13 protein-coding genes, 2 tRNA genes and 2 pseudogenes are annotated in these 15660 nt (G+C 62.8%); 7 read left to right on the forward strand and 10 right to left on the reverse strand.

The genetic code is table 11. The features are described from left to right. Positions 1 to 350: 350 nt before the first annotated feature. The 4 genes and pseudogenes from GM676_RS31905 to GM676_RS30255 all read right to left on the reverse strand — a co-directional run bounded on the left by GM676_RS31905 (position 351) and on the right by GM676_RS30255 (position 2013). Complete coding sequence (locus GM676_RS31905; RefSeq protein ID WP_229262929.1) at positions 351 to 1487, reverse strand: DUF2515 family protein; 1137 nt, start codon at positions 1485 to 1487, stop codon at positions 351 to 353. 94 nt (positions 1488 to 1581) lie between these two features. Then, positions 1582 to 1674 (reverse strand): annotated as a pseudogene (locus GM676_RS32500) (PAAR domain-containing protein); the annotation flags it as partial. A 120-nt stretch (positions 1675 to 1794) separates the two neighbouring features. After that, a tRNA-Met gene (locus GM676_RS30250) sits at positions 1795 to 1871 on the reverse strand. 65 nt (positions 1872 to 1936) lie between these two features. Then, a tRNA-Met gene (locus GM676_RS30255) sits at positions 1937 to 2013 on the reverse strand. A 150-nt stretch (positions 2014 to 2163) separates the two neighbouring features. Between GM676_RS30255 and GM676_RS30260 the strand changes: the two genes are divergently transcribed. Then, entirely contained in the window at positions 2164 to 2568 is a 405-nt protein-coding gene (locus GM676_RS30260; RefSeq protein ID WP_155468272.1) for a VOC family protein, read from the forward strand. On the opposite strand, the gene miaA is transcribed toward GM676_RS30260, so the two are convergent. The 3 genes from miaA to GM676_RS30275 are packed head-to-tail and all read right to left on the reverse strand — an operon-like array spanning position 2569 to position 6396. Further along, a complete protein-coding gene (gene miaA, locus GM676_RS30265; protein WP_155468274.1) occupies positions 2569 to 3516 on the reverse strand; it encodes a tRNA (adenosine(37)-N6)-dimethylallyltransferase MiaA in 948 nt (315 codons plus the stop codon). A 2-nt stretch (positions 3517 to 3518) separates the two neighbouring features. Then, complete coding sequence (gene mutL / locus GM676_RS30270; RefSeq protein ID WP_155468276.1) at positions 3519 to 5471, reverse strand: DNA mismatch repair endonuclease MutL; 1953 nt, start codon at positions 5469 to 5471, stop codon at positions 3519 to 3521. 7 nt (positions 5472 to 5478) lie between these two features. Next, positions 5479 to 6396 carry a peptidylprolyl isomerase gene (locus GM676_RS30275; protein ID WP_155468278.1) on the reverse strand — a complete coding sequence of 306 codons (918 nt, stop codon included), beginning with the start codon at positions 6394 to 6396 and terminating at the stop codon, positions 5479 to 5481. A 92-nt stretch (positions 6397 to 6488) separates the two neighbouring features. Here GM676_RS30275 and GM676_RS30280 point away from each other — a divergent pair, with 92 nt between their 5' ends. After that, complete coding sequence (locus tag GM676_RS30280; RefSeq protein WP_155468280.1) at positions 6489 to 7133, forward strand: VTT domain-containing protein; 645 nt, start codon at positions 6489 to 6491, stop codon at positions 7131 to 7133. Between the two features lie 127 nt (positions 7134 to 7260). Continuing rightward, on the forward strand, positions 7261 to 8289 hold the full coding sequence (locus tag GM676_RS30285) for a carbonic anhydrase (protein ID WP_155468282.1): 1029 nt from the start codon (positions 7261 to 7263) through the stop codon (positions 8287 to 8289). On the opposite strand, the gene GM676_RS30290 is transcribed toward GM676_RS30285, so the two are convergent. From GM676_RS30290 to tsaE, 3 genes are read right to left on the reverse strand one after another with little or no spacing between them, the layout of a single operon-like run. Beyond that, positions 8286 to 9125, reverse strand: a complete 840-nt coding sequence (locus GM676_RS30290) for a D-hexose-6-phosphate mutarotase (RefSeq protein ID WP_155468284.1) — start codon at positions 9123 to 9125, stop codon at positions 8286 to 8288. The genes GM676_RS30285 and GM676_RS30290 overlap by 4 nt on opposite strands. Positions 9126 to 9134: 9 nt before the next feature. Further along, on the reverse strand, positions 9135 to 10487 hold the full coding sequence (locus GM676_RS30295; RefSeq protein WP_155468286.1) for an N-acetylmuramoyl-L-alanine amidase: 1353 nt from the start codon (positions 10485 to 10487) through the stop codon (positions 9135 to 9137). Beyond that, the gene (gene tsaE / locus GM676_RS30300; RefSeq protein ID WP_155468288.1) at positions 10451 to 10936 is read right to left on the reverse strand and encodes a tRNA (adenosine(37)-N6)-threonylcarbamoyltransferase complex ATPase subunit type 1 TsaE; all 486 of its coding nucleotides are present in this window, start codon (positions 10934 to 10936) and stop codon (positions 10451 to 10453) included. The genes GM676_RS30295 and tsaE overlap by 37 nt, the downstream gene beginning before the upstream one ends. 56 nt (positions 10937 to 10992) lie before the next feature. Here tsaE and queG point away from each other — a divergent pair, with 56 nt between their 5' ends. The 4 genes and pseudogenes from queG to GM676_RS30320 form a co-directional block, all read left to right on the forward strand. After that, positions 10993 to 12114, forward strand: a complete 1122-nt coding sequence (gene queG / locus GM676_RS30305) for a tRNA epoxyqueuosine(34) reductase QueG (RefSeq protein ID WP_155468289.1) — start codon at positions 10993 to 10995, stop codon at positions 12112 to 12114. A 26-nt stretch (positions 12115 to 12140) separates the two neighbouring features. After that, positions 12141 to 13559, forward strand: coding sequence for a GGDEF domain-containing protein (locus GM676_RS30310; RefSeq protein WP_155468290.1), 1419 nt, complete (start codon positions 12141 to 12143; stop codon positions 13557 to 13559). Positions 13560 to 13603: 44 nt separating this feature from the next. Beyond that, positions 13604 to 15361 carry a DUF885 domain-containing protein gene (locus GM676_RS30315; protein WP_155468291.1) on the forward strand — a complete coding sequence of 586 codons (1758 nt, stop codon included), beginning with the start codon at positions 13604 to 13606 and terminating at the stop codon, positions 15359 to 15361. A gap of 120 nt (positions 15362 to 15481) precedes the next feature. Then, a pseudogene (locus tag GM676_RS30320) lies at positions 15482 to 15660 on the forward strand (IS30 family transposase); the annotation flags it as partial.

Here is a 15660-nt window from a genome sequence, read left to right on the forward strand (position 1 = left end):
CCTCTGGTTGAGTTGAGTCTTCGCAAACCCAAATTTACCTTAAGAATCACAATGGCCGCCCTCAAGCTGCCTTCCTAAACGCCGATTCCGGCGAAGTCTTCATACACCACGTCGTGGGACACAATCTTCAAATCGGATGATCACGGAGGGCTCCGTCACCCACGTTGCCCCGAAGCCGATGCGGTCGTTGGGAGGGATATTTGAGAAATCTGCCACAGGGTAGGTAGATGCCTTTCTCACCTGCTCAAAGGTGTAACCTACGCCAACTGAAATCACCGTCGGCGTAGGGGGGATGAGGTGGAGGCACAATGCGCAAGTCACCGCCGCAAGGGCTATGACGTATCTTCTTCTCATTGCGCGCCTCCATTGCTCGCAATGGTATTGATTGAAGATTCGATGGCTGAACGGCTGCCATTGTGTAGCAGGGCGTTGAATCTTGCTGCTGCATCGTAGACGAAATTCATGCGCTGATTTTTGTCGTACAGCTTGGCCATCTTGGTTCGTGTAAACCAGATATTCAGGGAGGATGATGGTGTGCTGCATTGCGACGATCGTGTCAATTTTATTTCTGCTGAAACACCGGTAGGAAAGCCAGTTGCCCAGGAGAATTGATTGGCTTGCAGTGCACCTTGCATTGTGAGGTCGTTGTAAATCGCAGCTTGCAAGATGTTGATTTGCTCATGAAAAGCGAGTTTTTGGACGCTTTCCTCAATCTGATTTTGGGTAATTAACTCGAATGCCTTGTAAATTTCATTATGCGCAGTCCCGAATTTCAATTGACTGTCCTTGATGGGCCACAGGACTTGATTACTGATCTCAGTACGTTGAAGCAGGCAAGTGCGGAAATGTTCATATCCGCGCAGCATGTAGAAGCGGTGCAGGGGATAGATGTCGAGGAAGAGGATGGTGTTGCCGAAGGCGCGCTGCTGGTACATATACGCTGAGCTGGCGCTTATCGCCGCCGGGATGGTGTTCATTGCCGCGATGTCGGCGCTGCCAGTGATATCCGGACGGTTGGCGTTATCCACCATTTCCTTGAGTGCCGTGCGAACGTTGTCGGCGGCATGCAGCAAACCGCAGCCCACTTGCTTGGAGGCGAAGGCCGCCAGACCGGCCCATTGGAAGCGGTGGTCCGCTTGCCATAGCTGCGCGTAGGCTTGGTTGATGCGGCGGTTGCGGGCGATGGGATCGGCAATCAGCTTGCCTCCTGGCGCGATCCATGCCTCGGCTTCACGCTGCACGCGCAGCCAGATGCTGGCGCAGCCGAGTATCGGAACATCGATGGCTTTGCAGGCCTTGCCGATCAGGCGCCACGCCAACAGTTGGGCGCGGTCGGCGGCGGCGATGGGCTGGGTATAGCCTCCGCTGTCGGTGGTGCCTTCGATGACCTTGCCGGGCAATTCCAGCCGGTAGCGTTTGGCGGCGAGTGGCGTTTGCGTCAATTCGTCGATGAAGCGCAGGGCGACTTGTGCCTCGTCCTCGCCCAAGGCGGCCGACTGCGTTTCCTGGCGTGCCGAAGATTTTGATCCGGCCGTTCGATTTGCAGGCCGGGCAGAAGATGGCGTCGCCTTCCAGCGCCACGACGACACCGTTGATACTGCAAGCGCTGCTGGCGCTGATGACTTTGCCTCCGGCGCTGGTGCTGGCGCCCAGGGTGATGTGGTAGCGTTGCATGGACTTTCTCTTTGAGAGGGAAAGTCTCCACGGTAGCGAGTTTGCCGCGGCGGGCGTTGCGAAGGCTCAAGAAACGCAAAAAGCCGCAAACCACACGCGTGATTTGCGGCTTCCGGATGTTGGTGGTGATAGGTGGACTTGAACCACCGACCCCAGCATTATGAATGCTATGCTCTAACCAACTGAGCTATATCACCGAAACGGTCGCTGAAACAAAATGGCCTGTGCCGTTGCCGGTCAGGCCATTTGTCATGGAATTCTGTGGTGGTGATAGGTGGACTTGAACCACCGACCCTAGCATTATGAATGCTATGCTCTAACCAACTGAGCTATATCACCTGCAACGCCCAAGATTATCGGGGTTGATGCCCGTACTGTCAAGGAACCCACTCCACTTTTTTTAAAAAAGTGACCCCTATCGTGTCGCTGTCGTCAAAACATTGGCATATTGGTATTCTGCGGTGTGAGCATAATTTTAACGGGGGCGATATGGCAAAGAGTATCTTTGTGAACCTGCCGGTGCGCGACTTGCAGAAGTCGGTCAAGTTCTTCACGCATCTGGGCTATAGCTTCAATCAGCATTACACGGACGAGAGCGCCACGTGCATGATCGTGTCCGAGAATATTTATGTGATGCTGCTGACCGAGACCCGCTTCAAGGAATTCACGCCCAAGCCGGTGAGCGACGCGCGCGCGTCGACCGAGGTGCTGGTGTGCCTGCAACTGGAGTCGCGCCAGGCGGTGATCGATATGGTGGCCAAGGCGGTGGAGGCCGGCGGCCGCGCCTACAAGGAGCCGCAGGATCATGGCTTCATGTACGGCCACGGCTACGAGGACCCCGACGGCCACTTGTGGGAATTGGTGCACATGAGCGGCGAGCCGCCCAAGCACTGATCAGCCTAACCGTTCGGCGATCTGCGCCAGCATGGCGCCGGCCGGGTTGGGCGCCAGGCAGTCCAGCACCACGCGCTCCGGCATGGAGCGCAGCCAGGTCAGCTGCCGCTTGGCCAGCTGGCGGGTGGCGATGATGCCGGTCTCGCGCATGGTTGGATAGTCGATGGTCCCGTCGAGATACTCCCACGCCTGGCGGTAGCCCACGCAACGGATCGATGGCAGGCCCGGATGCAGGTCGCCACGCTTGCGCAGGGCTTCCACTTCGGTGATCAGGTTACCCTGCGGGCTTTCTTCCAGCATGATGTCGAAACGGCGCGCGATACGGTCGTGCAGCACGGCGCGGTCGGACGGTTCCAGCGCGAACGACAGCAGCCCGAATGGCAGTTCGGTTTTCTCGCGCTGGACCAGCAGTTCGGACATCGGCTTGCCGCTCAGCGTGTAGATTTCCAGCGCGCGCTGGATGCGTTGCGAGTCGGCTGGCGCCAGGCGCGCGGCGGTGTCGGGATCGACGGCGGCCAGACGCGCGTGCATGGCGGGCCAGCCGAGGCGGGCCGCCTCTTCGTCCAGCGCGGCGCGCACTTCGGGATCGGCCCCGGGCAGGTCGTCCAGGCCATCCGCCAGTCCCTTGAAGTACAGCATGGTGCCGCCGACCAGCAGCGGCAGTTTGCCGCGCGCGTTGATTTCGTCGACCAGCCGCAGCGTGTCCTTGCGAAATTGCGCGACGGAGTAGGAGTCCAGCGGATCGATGATGTCGATCAGGTGGTGTGGCACGGCGGCCAGTTCTTCTTTCGTCGGCTTGGCGGTGCCGATGTCCATGCCGCGATACACCAGCGCGGAATCGACCGAGATGATTTCGGACGGGATGCGTTCCGCGATCGCCAACGCGGAGGCGGTTTTGCCCGACGCCGTCGGGCCCATGATGGCGACGGCCAGTGGTTTGGTGCTCATGGTTATTGGCCGCGCAGGAAGAGCTTGTCGAGGGCGTTGATTTCGACCTGCACCCAGGTCGGGCGGCCGTGGTTGCACTGGTCGGCGCGTTCGGTGGTTTCCATCTGGCGCAGCAGGGCGTTCATTTCTTGCAGCGACAGGATGCGGTTGGCGCGCACGGCGGTGTGGCAGGCCAGGGTGCCAAGCAGTTCGTTCTGGCGTTCGATCAGCACGCGCGAGCCGCCGAATTCGCGCACGTCGCGCAGGACGTCGCGGGCCAGCGTTTGGGCGTCGGCGTTTTTCAGCAGCACCGGAACGGAACGCACGGCCAGCGTGGTGGGCGAGAGGACGGCGATGTCGAAGCCCAGTGCTTGCAGGGTGTCCTGATGTTCTTCGGCGGTGCCGACTTCCACCGCGTCCGCATAGAAGGTGATCGGGATGAGCAGGGGCTGCACTTGCATTTCTTCGCCGGCCACGCGGCTGTTCAAGGCGTTCTTCAGCTGTTCGTACAGGATGCGCTCGTGGGCGGCGTGCATGTCGACCAGCACCAGGCCCTTGGCGTTCTGCGCCAGCACGTAGATGCCGTGCAGCTGCGCCAGCGCGAAGCCGAGCGGGAATTCTTCCTGCGCCATCGCGGCGGCGGAGACGGTGAAGCTGCTGGCCTGCGGCAGGGCCATGTCGGATTCGTTGCGCACGAGCGGGGCAGGGTGGTCGTCCTCTCGGAACATGGCGCCGTAATTTTCGAGGCTCTGCGCGACGCCCCCTTCGGCGGTGAAGCGCGGCGGCGTGTAGGACGTGCTGACAGTACCGGTGTCCGCGCTGCGCGAGCCGAATGGCGATGGCGAGAAGGTCGGCGTGTAGTCCGGCGCCAGCAGGGAGCCGAAGGAGGTTTGCTCGCCACGCCATGCCGGCGTGGCATTCAGGCTATCGGCCGCCGGCAGCGGCGATGGCACGCTGCCGTGCGCGGTGGCCGAGGTTTGCGCCAGCGCGCGCTGCACCGCATGGAACACACACTGGTGCACCGCGCGCCCATCGCGGAAGCGCACTTCGATCTTCGACGGGTGCACGTTGACGTCCACCAGCGCCGGGTCCATGTCCAGCGACAGCACGTACGACGGGAAGCGATCGCCATGCAGCACATCCTGGTAAGCCGCCTTCACGGCGTGCACCAGCACCTTGTCGCGCACGAAGCGCCCGTTCACGTAGAAGAACTGTCCATCGGCGCGCGCCTTGGAGGCGGTCGGCAAACCGATGTAGCCATGCAGGCGTAACGGGCCGATGGTTTCATCCACCGGCAAGCGCGCTTCGGCAAAGCCATCGCCCAGGATTTGCGCGCTGCGCCTGGCGATCTCGCTGGTGTTCCAGTGATCGACCGTGCGGCCGTTGTGCGTCAGCGAGAACGTGACGTCCGGGCGCGCCAGGGCGATGCGGCGCACCACCTCCGCACAGTGGCCATACTCGGTCTGCTCGGATTTCAAAAACTTGCGGCGCGCCGGCGTGTTGTAGTACAGGTCTTTGACATCGATGGTGGTGCCCAGCGCGCCCGAAGACGGCGTCGGCGTGGCATTGTGCGAACCTTCGATTTCCCAGGCGTGCGCCGCATCGGCCGTGCGCGAAGTGATGGTCACCTGCGCGACGGAAGCGATGGACGCCAGCGCCTCGCCGCGGAAGCCCAGCGTGCCGACGTTTTCCAGATCATGCAGCGATGCGATTTTCGAGGTCGCATGCCGCGCCAACGCCAGCGGCATCTGCTCATGCGGGATGCCACGGCCATTGTCGGTAATGCAAATGCGCTTGACGCCGCCTTCCTCCAGCCGCACCGTGATCTGTGTGGCGCCCGCGTCCAGCGCGTTCTCCAGCAGCTCCTTGACCACGGCGGACGGCCGCTCCACCACCTCGCCGGCGGCGATCTGGGAAATCAACTGGTCAGGCAGGGCCTGAATCGGACGTGGCGGGCGGTGTTCTGGAGCGTTCATCGCGAGATTATAACTTGCCCGCTTCCCGCACCGGGATGGCGGCGTTGCACAGTTCTACGTAGTTGGCCGCGTACTTATTCCACGGACCGCCGCGATTGCGCTGCGCTTCGATCACGCGCTGATAAATCGGCGCCTCGCTGCGCATCACTTCCAGATGGCTGCGTTCCGCCTCCGGCACATCGGCCGCCAGGCGCACCGAAATAATCGGCGTGCGCGCTTCCTTCGGGCCGTAGAAACCCATGGTCTCGCCGCCGCGCGGCAAGGTCGCCAGCAGCGGCATGCCCCACACCACCCGGCCCACCACCGTGATATTGCGGTCCAGATGGCGCGGCGCGTGGCCGTTCACCGCATACAGCTCGGCGCCGGTGCCGCTGTCGGTATCGTTGTCACGGCCCACGCCGACCATGCCGTAGCAGTGCGCCAGCCAGGTGGTGCCGGCCTTGGGATCGCGCCCCACCGGGAAGCCGTTGGAATGGCCGATCTGCGGCGCGTAGCCGTCAACATCCTTCTGCCGCACGAAGCGCTTGTCGTTCGAGATCGGCACCGTGAATTCACCCGGCACCTTGGCCTTGGCCGAACCGAGCGATTTCGGCGACGTCTCCGCATTCGGATCCCCCCACTGCGCCACATAGTTATCCTGCGAGCGGTTCACCGCCAGCCCGTCGAAATAGCGCTCCTTCACCAGCGTCTTGATATTGGCGATGGCCTGCGGCGCGAACTCCGGCGCCAGCTCGATCACCACGCGCCCGCCCGGCAGTTCCATGTACAGGGTGTTTTGCGGGTCCAGCGGACGCCAGTCCGAGGGCTGGGAGCTCTTGACGATCTCGCCGGCGCTGGGGCGCACCGGCAGGTCGGCGGCGGTGGCGCTCAGGCTCAGGGCCAGCGCCGGCACGAATAAAACGCTGAATCTACGGGATAAAGTCATCCAAACTCTCCTAGGTTGGGCCAACCATTGTAAACTACCTCCGCCGGGCCTCAGGTGGTGTATGATTCCGGCGCTCACTTTATGGGAAGAATATGGATTTTATGCAATTTTTTGACATGATCCTTCATGTCGACAAAACACTGGAAGTGCTGATCCAACAATACGGAACGCTGATCTACGCCGTGCTGTTCGCCATCATCTTTGCCGAAACCGGCCTGGTCGTGCTGTTCTTCTTCCCGGGCGACACCCTGCTGTTCATCGCCGGCGCGCTGTGCGCGGTGGGCGAGATGAACCTGCCGCTGCTGATGTTCCTGCTGACCACCGCCGCCATCACCGGCAACACCTGTAACTACTGGATCGGCGAGAAGGTGGGGCAAAAGGTGTTCACGCACGACTACCGCTGGATCAACAAGGATGCCCTCAAGAAGACCCACGATTTCTTCGAAAAACACGGCGGCAAGACCATTGTGCTGGCGCGCTTCGTGCCCGTGGTGCGCACCTTCGCGCCGTTCGTGGCCGGCGTGTCGGACATGACCTTCGCCCGCTTCCAGCTGTATAACTTCACCGGCGCCATCCTGTGGGTAGTGCTGCTGACCACCGCCGGCTACTTCTTCGGCAACATCCCGATCGTGCGCGAACACCTGACCGAGATCGTGCTGTTCGGCGTGGGCGTGGCCGTGGTGCCGATGGCCATCGGTGGCGTGTACAAGCTGTCGCGCCGCCTGCAAAGCCGCTGAAACCCGCATGCCGTCACGCTGCGCCGGCGACGCAGCGTGACGTTTTGATACTTTCCCCGCGCGCCACCCTCAAGTTTTTCCCTAAAGCATCCGTATACCAGACTGTAATTGTCACTTCTGGATACCCATGCGCTCTCTCGTCCTCCCCCTGATTGCCTGCTGCTGCGTCGTTACCGCGGCCAGCGGCGCAAGCGATCCGCTCATTTCGCCGTCGGCGAAGTCGGCGCTGGCGGGCGTGGGCGGCGCGGCCGGCGCGGTGTCGTCCTCCTCGGCAGCCGCCAGCGCCAAATCCTCGGCACCGGCGCGCAAGCTCACCGAACGCGAAAAGGAAGCGCAGGCGGAGGCCGATCTGTCGGCCCGCATCCAGGAACGGCTGGCCATCATGCGCGCCAATCAGGCGGCGCGCGTGGCGGCGGCGGCCAAGGCCAGGAAGGACGCGGCGGCCAAGGCGGCGGTCGAAGCGGCCAAGCCCAAGGTGTACAGCAACGAGTGGTCGTATGAAGGCGAGAGCGGCCCGGCCAACTGGGGCAAGATCAATCCGGCGTGGGCCAAGTGCGGCAGCGGCAATCGCCAGTCGCCGATCGATATCCGCGACGGCATGAAGGTCGAACTGGAGCAGATCGCCTTCGACTATCATCCATCCTCGTTCAATGTGACGGACAACGGCAAGACGGTGCAGGTGATGGTCGGCGGCGGCAATTTCATCACCGTCGGCAACCGCATGTATGAGCTGATCCAGTTCCATTTCCATCGGCCGTCGGAAGAGCGCATCAATGGCAAGGGTTACGAAATGGTGGTGCACCTGGTGCACAAGGATGGCGAGGGTCGTCTCGCCATGCTGGCGCTGTTGCTGGAGCGCGGCAAGCAGCAGCCGGTGATTCAGACCGTGTGGAACAATCTGCCGCTGGAAAAATACGATACGGCCGCGCCGTCGACCGTGCTCGATCCGATGGATCTGCTGCCCGGCCGCCGCGACTACTACACCTTCATGGGCTCCATGACCACGCCGCCCTGCCAGGAAGGCGTGCTGTGGATCGTGATGAAGGAGCCGGTGCAGGCTTCGCCGCAGCAGATGGCGCTGTTCAGCCGTCTCTATCCTTTGAATGCGCGGCCAGTGCAGCCGAGCTCCGGCCGCATCATCAAGGAATCGAATTAAACGCCGATGGTGTGCTTGCCGGTCCAGGTGGCGCCGGCTTCCAGCGGCTGCTGGTCGATGCGCGCCGGCTCGATGCAGACAAAGCGCAGATACTCCTCATCCGCCAGGTCCACCAGGGCTTTGGCATCTTCCTGACCCGGATTCCACACCACCCATTCGCTGAAGCCTTGCTGTTCAAGGCGCAGCGTGGCGTTGGCCGTGTTCAGCGTCAATGACGGCGTGGACTGGTACAGGCGGTCGTGCTTCTCGGTGAAGTGCAGCGCCGGATATTCCTGCACCTGCGTGTTGAGATGATGGTCGGTGTACTGCTGGTGTTGCAGGCCGCTGATGCTGGTCGCATCCAGATGGCCGACATCGTAATAGGTGTGCAGCGCCACGCCGAACGGGAAGGCTTGCTGGCCGCTGTTGTGCACCGTGTACTGGAAGTCCAGCGCATCGCCGTGCAGTGTGAAGCGCAGCGTCAGCGCGAAGGCGTGCGGCCAGGCTTGCGCATGTTCCGGCGACAGGTCGTCTTGATTCAGGCGGAATTCGAGGAAGGAACGGCCGCCATCGCCGCCGCTGTCGCCCAGCCGCCAGGTGCTGACACGCGCGAAGCCGTGGCGCAGGCCGGGGCCGCGCACATTAAACTGCGGGAAGATCACCGGCACGCCGCCGCGGATTGCCTTGCTGCCGTCCAGCGGGGTTTGCGAACTGACGAACAGGCGTTCCTTGCCATCGGCGGTCTTCCACGACAGCAGGTGGGCGCCAAACAGCGATACGGTGATGCGCGCGCCATCGGCGGCGGTGAGTTGTACTGCCGGCAGGGCGCCGTATTCGGTCATCGTTACTACAGCCATATTGCTCTCTCAAGTCAGCCGGTTCTTTGCCAGCGGTGGATTTTTTGCGAAATAGCGGCGGATGCCGGTGACGATGGCATCGGCCAGCTTGTTCTGGTAGCTCTCGTCGAGCAGCTTGGCCTCTTCCTCCGGGTTGGAGATGAAGGCGGTCTCGATCAGGATCGATGGAATGTCCGGCGCCTTCAGCACCGCGAAGCCGGCCTGTTCGACCGAGCCTTTGTGCAGACGGTTGATGCCGCCGATTTCGCCCAGCACCGAGCGGCCGAGCTTCATGCTGTCGTTGATCTGCGCCGTGGTGGAGAGATCGAACAGCACGCTGGCCAGTTGCTTGTCATGGTTCTTGACGTTGACGCCGCCGATGGTGTCGGCAAGGTTTTCCTTGTCCGCCAGCCAGCGCGCGGCCGACGAGGTGGCGCCCTTTTCCGACAGCACGAACACCGAGGAGCCGCGCGCGCTAGGCTGCACAAAGGCGTCGGCGTGGATGGAGACGAACAAATCGGCTTGTACCTTGCGGGCTTTTTCCACCCGTGTGCCGAGCGGGACGAAATAGTCGCCGTCGCGCGTGAGCATCACGCGCATGTTCGGCAGGTCTTCCAGCTTGGCCTTCAGGCGCTTGGCGATCGCCAGCACGATGTCTTTTTCGCGGCTGCCGTTCTTGCCGGAGGCGCCGGGGTCTTCGCCGCCGTGGCCGGGGTCGAGCGCGATGGTGATCATGCGCACCATCTTGCCCTGCTTGTCCGCCTTGGTCTGGGCTTCGGCGGTTTTCAGTTCGTTCTTGAGTTCCTCGCGCGGCTCGGCCTTGAGGTCGGGCTTGAGCTCCGCCAGTTGCTCTTTCGGTGTCGGCGCCGGCGCTGGTGCGGGCGCCGGGTCGGACCAGTCGCCTTTTTCGATCATGGCCGCGATCGGGTCGGCCTGCTTGACCGGGTACAGGTCGAAGATCAAACGGTGCTTGTAGTTACCGGCCGGTGGCAGCGTGAACACCTGTGGCGTCACTTCCTCTTTCAGGTCGAACACCAGCCGCACCACGTTCGGGCGGTTCTGGCCCACGCGTACCTGCTTGATGTACGGGTCGTTGGACTGGATCTTGGCGACCAGCGACTTCAGTGTCGGATTCAGCTCCAGGCCCTCGATGTCGACCACCATGCGCTCCGGGTCCTTGACGATGAAGTGCGTGGCTTTGAGGTCGGTGTCGTTTTCCAGCGTGACGCGGGTGTAGTCCTCGGCCGGCCACACGCGCACGGCGAGAATTTGCGCGGCGTTGGCGCGCAGCGGAACGGTGACGGACAGCAGCAGGGTGGCGCCGGCCTTCAGGACCGTGCGGCGGCTCACATGTTGGGCGCGAATTTGAGGCGTTGAAGGCATGAGTTACCCAAGGCGGTGGACGCCTGCAATTCTACATCACGACCGTGTCCGGCCACAGTCAAAAACACGTTCAGGTCAGGTGGCGGCAGCACGCCTTCGGCCTTTTCCGGCCATTCGACGATGCAGACGTTATCGCCGTTGAAGTCCTCGCGGAAGCCGGCATCAAGGAATTCCTCGGCGCTGGACATGCGGTACAGGTCGAAATGGATCACGCTGACGGCGCGGCCGCCGAGCTGAATGCTGTACGGTTCGGACAAGGTATAGGTCGGGCTTTTCACCGTGCCGGTGTGGCCGGCCGCGTGCAGCAGGGCGCGGGTGAGGGCGGTTTTGCCGGCGCCAAGATCGCCATGCAGATGGATCGCCAGGCCGGGAGCGAGGGCGCGCGCCAGTGCGGCGCCAAGGGCGGCGGTGCCTTCTTCGTCGTGGAGATGGGCTGTAAAGTGCTGCATCAATTAAAATGTCGTATGGTTGGAACGCCAGCCATTGTACCTTTTAGCCTGCGCCGATGTCCCTCAATGAAACCAATTTAGCCGAACTTGCCCTCAGCATCAAGCGCTGGGGCGTGGAGCTGGGCTTTGCCGAAATCCGCATCACCGACGTCGATCTCCGTCACGCCGAAGCCGGCTTGCAGGCCTGGCTGGACGCCGGCATGCACGGCGAAATGGATTACATGGCGGCCCATGGCATGAAGCGCGCCCGTCCCGCCGAGCTGGTGCCGGGCACCATCCGCGTGATCAGCGCCCGCATGAACTATCTGCCGAGGGACACCGAAACGGAAGGGGACAATGCGTGGCGCGAGCGCGAACTGGCGCGGCTGGGCGATCCCGGCGCCGCCGTCATCTCGGTCTACGCGCGCGGCCGCGACTACCACAAGGTGCTGCGCGCCCGCCTCCAGCAGCTGGCCGACAAGGTGAAGGCGGAAATCGGCGATTTCGGCTACCGCGTGTTCACCGATTCCGCGCCGGTGATGGAGCTGCCATTGGCCGAGAAGGCCGGCCTGGGATGGCGCGGCAAGCATACCTTGCTGCTGTCGCGCACCGCCGGCTCGATGTTCTTCATGGGCGAATTCCTGGTCGACCTGCCGCTGCCGGTGGACCAGCCCACCGGCGCGCATTGCGGCCAGTGCTCGTCCTGCATCACGGCTTGTCCGACGCAAGCCATCCTTGGTCCCGGCAAGCTGGATGCGCGGCGCTGCATCTCCTATCTGACCATCGAGCTGAAAAACGCCATTCCGCTGGAACTGCGGCCGCTGATCGGCAACCGCGTTTACGGCTGCGACGATTGCCAGACCGCCTGCCCGTGGAACAAGTTCGCGCAGCGCGCCGTGCTGCCGGACTTCGACGAGCGCCATGGCCTGGGCCAGGCCTCCATGGTGGAGCTGTTCGCCTGGAGCGAGGACGAATTCAATCGCAAGATGGAAGGCAGTCCGATACGCCGCATCGGCCATGAGCGCTGGCTGCGCAACATCGCGGTCGGGTTGGGGAATGCAGCGGCTGCCGGCGCCAGGGGGGACGCGGCCATCGTGGCGGCACTGTTGGCGCGGCGCGACGATCCGTCGCCGCTGGTGCGCGAACACGTGGAGTGGGCACTGGCCTGTCATTTCGTCCAGGACAATGACGGTATATAATTGGCAAGACTTCAAGGGGGAGCATCTTGTCCAACACTGACGCGGAAGCGCCGCCATACCGGGAATTGTCGCCCTTGCGCTTGTGGCGCAGCGGCACCAGCCGCCAGCAAGCCTGCCTGTTTGGCGGCTGGCTGGCACTGCTCGCCCTGAGCGTGTGCATGGGCGTCGGCATGGTGATCTGGGGCTGGTCCGGTATTCCCATCGAGTTTGGCGGCCTGGCGGTCTACCTCACTGTCTATCCCCCGTTGTGGATTTGCCTGCTGCTGACGCTCACGCTGGGCTGGTGGTGGGGCGCCATTCCGGCGTATTGCGCCACCGTGTCGCTGGCGCTGTACGCCGGCATGCCGTTGTCCTGGGCGCTGCTGTTCGGGCTCGCCAATCCGCTCGGCTTTCTGGTGATGGTGATCGGCTACCAGGCGATCGCCATGCGGCGCGACCTGCGCGGTCTGAGTTCGCTGCTGTTCTACGTGCAGCAGTCCTTCATTGCCTGCGTGTTCAGTTCCAGCGGTGCGCTGATCTGGAGCTATACCAACGACTACGAGCGCGCCGCGCTGCTGCCGGTGTGGCAGGGCTGGTGGCTGGGGGCGTTGCTGCAAAGTGTATGCATCGTCGGTCCGCTGATGGCGATGCTGTGGCCGCGTGTGGAGCGCTGGCTGGCGACGCATCCGCAACTGCTGCGCGACTCGCATGTGCGCTCGCGCGGTTCGCTGCTTGGCTTGCTCGCCTCGGTCACGCTGGGCGTGCTGGTGTACGGCTACGCCACTTTCAGCCTGGCCGACGCGCAAGTCAACCCGGACGCGCTGCGTCAGACCATGTGGATTTTCTACTGGGTGTTCGTGGCCATCGTGCTGTTCATGGCCTTCTTTGGCTACCAGCTGTTCCAGCATTGGCAAAAGTCGCAGGATGTGCTGCTGGCGGAGTTGCAAAAGCTGGCCACCACCGATGCGCTGACCGGCCTGCTGAACCGGCGCGAGGCCGACCGCCGGCTGGCGGCGGAGTGGGACCGCACCTGCCGCTCGGGTCACAGTACCGCCATGGTGCTGCTCGATATCGACCACTTCAAGCAGATCAACGATCAATATGGCCATCCGGCCGGCGACGCGGCCCTGCGCTGCCTGGCCGCGGTGATGAAATCGGTGATGCGCAAGGTGGACTTCGGTGCGCGCTACGGCGGCGAGGAGTTCCTGATCGTGCTGCCGGAGACCGGGCTGCGCGGGGCGCATGCTTTTGCCGAGCGTCTGCGGCAGGAAGTGGCGTCGGAGCTGGTGTCGCATGACGGGGCCAGCTTCCGGATACAGGTCAGCCTGGGCGTGTCCGTGGTGCGGCAGGATGAAGCCAGTTACGAGCGCTGGTTCTCGCGTGCAGACCAGGCGCTGTACCGCGCCAAGCAGGGCGGCCGCAATCGCACCGAGCTCGATGAGCCCGAGGTTGAGAAGCTGGCTTGAGTGGGCTACACTCGTTGGGTTCTTCCCTTACCAAGGACCCCTCAATGCAAACTTCAATTAGATTCATATCGCTGTTGGCCGGCGCATCGCTCACCCTCGCTGCGCATGCCGTATCCTTTGACGATTGGGCCGACAAGATCGCCAACGCCAAGGTGCGCAACGATCCGGAACAAGCCACGCAAAAGCAGTACTTCGACGCCAAGGAGCAGGATGCGCTGGACCGCAAGCTGACGCCCAACACGGTGGTGTTCCGCGCGGCCGAAGTGGCCACGGCCAAAAAGTCGCTGGCGGAGCTGGCGAAGATCGACCAGTCCAGATTGACGCCGCAGCAGCGCGCCAGCGCCGCCACCATCGCCTGGAGTTTGCAGGGCACGGTCGATGCGTATCCTTACCGCGACTATAATTTCGTGTTCAACCAGTTCACCGGCCTGCACGTGCAGCTGGTGAACTTCCTGTCGCAGCAGCACCCGATCCGCAATCGCCGCGATATCGAAAATTATCTGGTGCGCCTGAAAGCGGTGGCGGGCAAGATGGATACCGGCATTGTGCAGGCGCGCGGCGCCGCGGCCAATGGCATCCTGATGCCGACCTTTATCACCCAGGCGTCCATCGGCCAGCTGGATCGCTTCCTGGATGGTACGCCGGACAGCAATGTGCTGGTGGCGTCGCTGGTGCAGCGCATGGCGAACGTGAAGGACGTGTCGGCGGAAGACCAGGCCAGATTCACGGCCGACGCCACCGCCATCGTCAGGCAATCGATCACTCCCGTGTTCCAGCGCGCCCGCGCGCTGTTGCAGGAGCAGCTGCCGCACACGAACAACGACGCCGGCCTGTGGCGCCTGCCGAATGGCGACAAGGCCTATGCCGTGGCGCTGCGCCAGATGACCTCCACCGACTACACGCCGCAGCAGATCCACGAGATCGGCCAGCAGGAAGTGGCGCGCATCGAGAAGGAGATGAATGGCTTGCTGGTGTCGATCGGCTACACCGAGGGCAGCATCAAGGAGCGCATGGCCAAGCTGGAAAAGGATCAGCAGCCGAAGGAAGCGGACCCGCGTCCGCAACTGCTGGCGCGTTACGACGCCATCATGCGCGATGCCGAGGCGCGCGCCAAAACCCTGTTCGACATCGTGCCGAAGGCGCCGGTGGAAGTGAAGCGCGAGCCGGTCTTCACCGAGAAAACGGCGGCGGCGCACTACACTGGCCCGGCCAAGGATGGCACGCGTCCGGGCATCTTCTGGGCGCCGCTGCCGGGGCCTGAGTTCCGCATCGTCGGCATGCGCACGCTGGTGTATCACGAAGCGGTGCCGGGCCACCACTTCCAGGTCGCGCTGCAACAGGAGAACACCGGCCTGCCGCGCTATCGCCGCGACCGCGTGTTTGGTGTCGGTTCGGCGTATGGCGAAGGCTGGGCCCTGTATGCCGAGCAGTTGGCGTCGGAGAACGGCTGGTATGGCGACGACGTGGTCGGCAAGCTGGGCCAACTGGACGCGGAACTGTTCCGCGCGCGCCGCCTGGTGGTGGACACCGGCCTGCATGCGATGAAATGGACGCGCCAGCAGGGCATCGACTACGGCATTCCGCCGGCGGAAGTGGATCGCTACGTGGTGATGCCGGGCCAGGCCTGCGCCTACAAAATCGGCATGATCCGCATCCTCGACCTGCGCGCCAAAGCGCAGAAAGCACTGGGCGACAAGTTCAACATCAAAGGCTTCCACAACACCGTGCTGGAGACCGGCAATGTGCCGCTGTCGGTGCTGGAAAAAGTCGTCGACGAGTGGATCGCCAAGCAAAAGGGCTGATTTTGAATGGTTCCCTGTTTGACAAAAAAACGTTAGGCAGGGATCACAGTCAGCTTCCGGCTGTGGATTCAACCGGTCGACGCAACACTATAAACTGCTTTAGGCAGGAGGAGTGTTGCGATGAAAAACAGACCTCGAATTTATTACACGGACAGTCAGAAGGCATTGATGTGGAGCGCTGGCGTAAGGGCGAGTCCCTTCAGCACATTGCTCAGCTGTTCGACCGAAATCATTCGTCGATTCAGCGGATTCTTGCCGAAACAGGCGGCATCAGCCCCGCTCAGCGCTGTCGCTCCAGG

The organism is Duganella radicis, from assembly GCF_009720825.1.
GTDB lineage: Bacteria > Pseudomonadota > Gammaproteobacteria > Burkholderiales > Burkholderiaceae_D > Rugamonas > Rugamonas radicis.

Excerpts from the sequence above, each read along its gene's own strand:
- GM676_RS30260 (WP_155468272.1), top strand. The coding sequence starts at position 2,164 with ATGGCAAAGAGTATCTTTGTGAACCTGCCGGTGCGCGACTTGCAGAAG.
- miaA (WP_155468274.1), bottom strand. The coding sequence starts at position 3,516 with ATGAGCACCAAACCACTGGCCGTCGCCATCATGGGCCCGACGGCGTCG.
- mutL (WP_155468276.1), bottom strand. The coding sequence starts at position 5,471 with ATGAACGCTCCAGAACACCGCCCGCCACGTCCGATTCAGGCCCTGCCT.
- GM676_RS30275 (WP_155468278.1), bottom strand. The coding sequence starts at position 6,396 with ATGACTTTATCCCGTAGATTCAGCGTTTTATTCGTGCCGGCGCTGGCC.
- GM676_RS30280 (WP_155468280.1), top strand. The coding sequence starts at position 6,489 with ATGGATTTTATGCAATTTTTTGACATGATCCTTCATGTCGACAAAACA.
- GM676_RS30285 (WP_155468282.1), top strand. The coding sequence starts at position 7,261 with ATGCGCTCTCTCGTCCTCCCCCTGATTGCCTGCTGCTGCGTCGTTACC.
- GM676_RS30290 (WP_155468284.1), bottom strand. The coding sequence starts at position 9,125 with ATGGCTGTAGTAACGATGACCGAATACGGCGCCCTGCCGGCAGTACAA.
- GM676_RS30295 (WP_155468286.1), bottom strand. The coding sequence starts at position 10,487 with ATGCCTTCAACGCCTCAAATTCGCGCCCAACATGTGAGCCGCCGCACG.
- tsaE (WP_155468288.1), bottom strand. The coding sequence starts at position 10,936 with ATGCAGCACTTTACAGCCCATCTCCACGACGAAGAAGGCACCGCCGCC.
- queG (WP_155468289.1), top strand. The coding sequence starts at position 10,993 with ATGTCCCTCAATGAAACCAATTTAGCCGAACTTGCCCTCAGCATCAAG.
- GM676_RS30315 (WP_155468291.1), top strand. The coding sequence starts at position 13,604 with ATGCAAACTTCAATTAGATTCATATCGCTGTTGGCCGGCGCATCGCTC.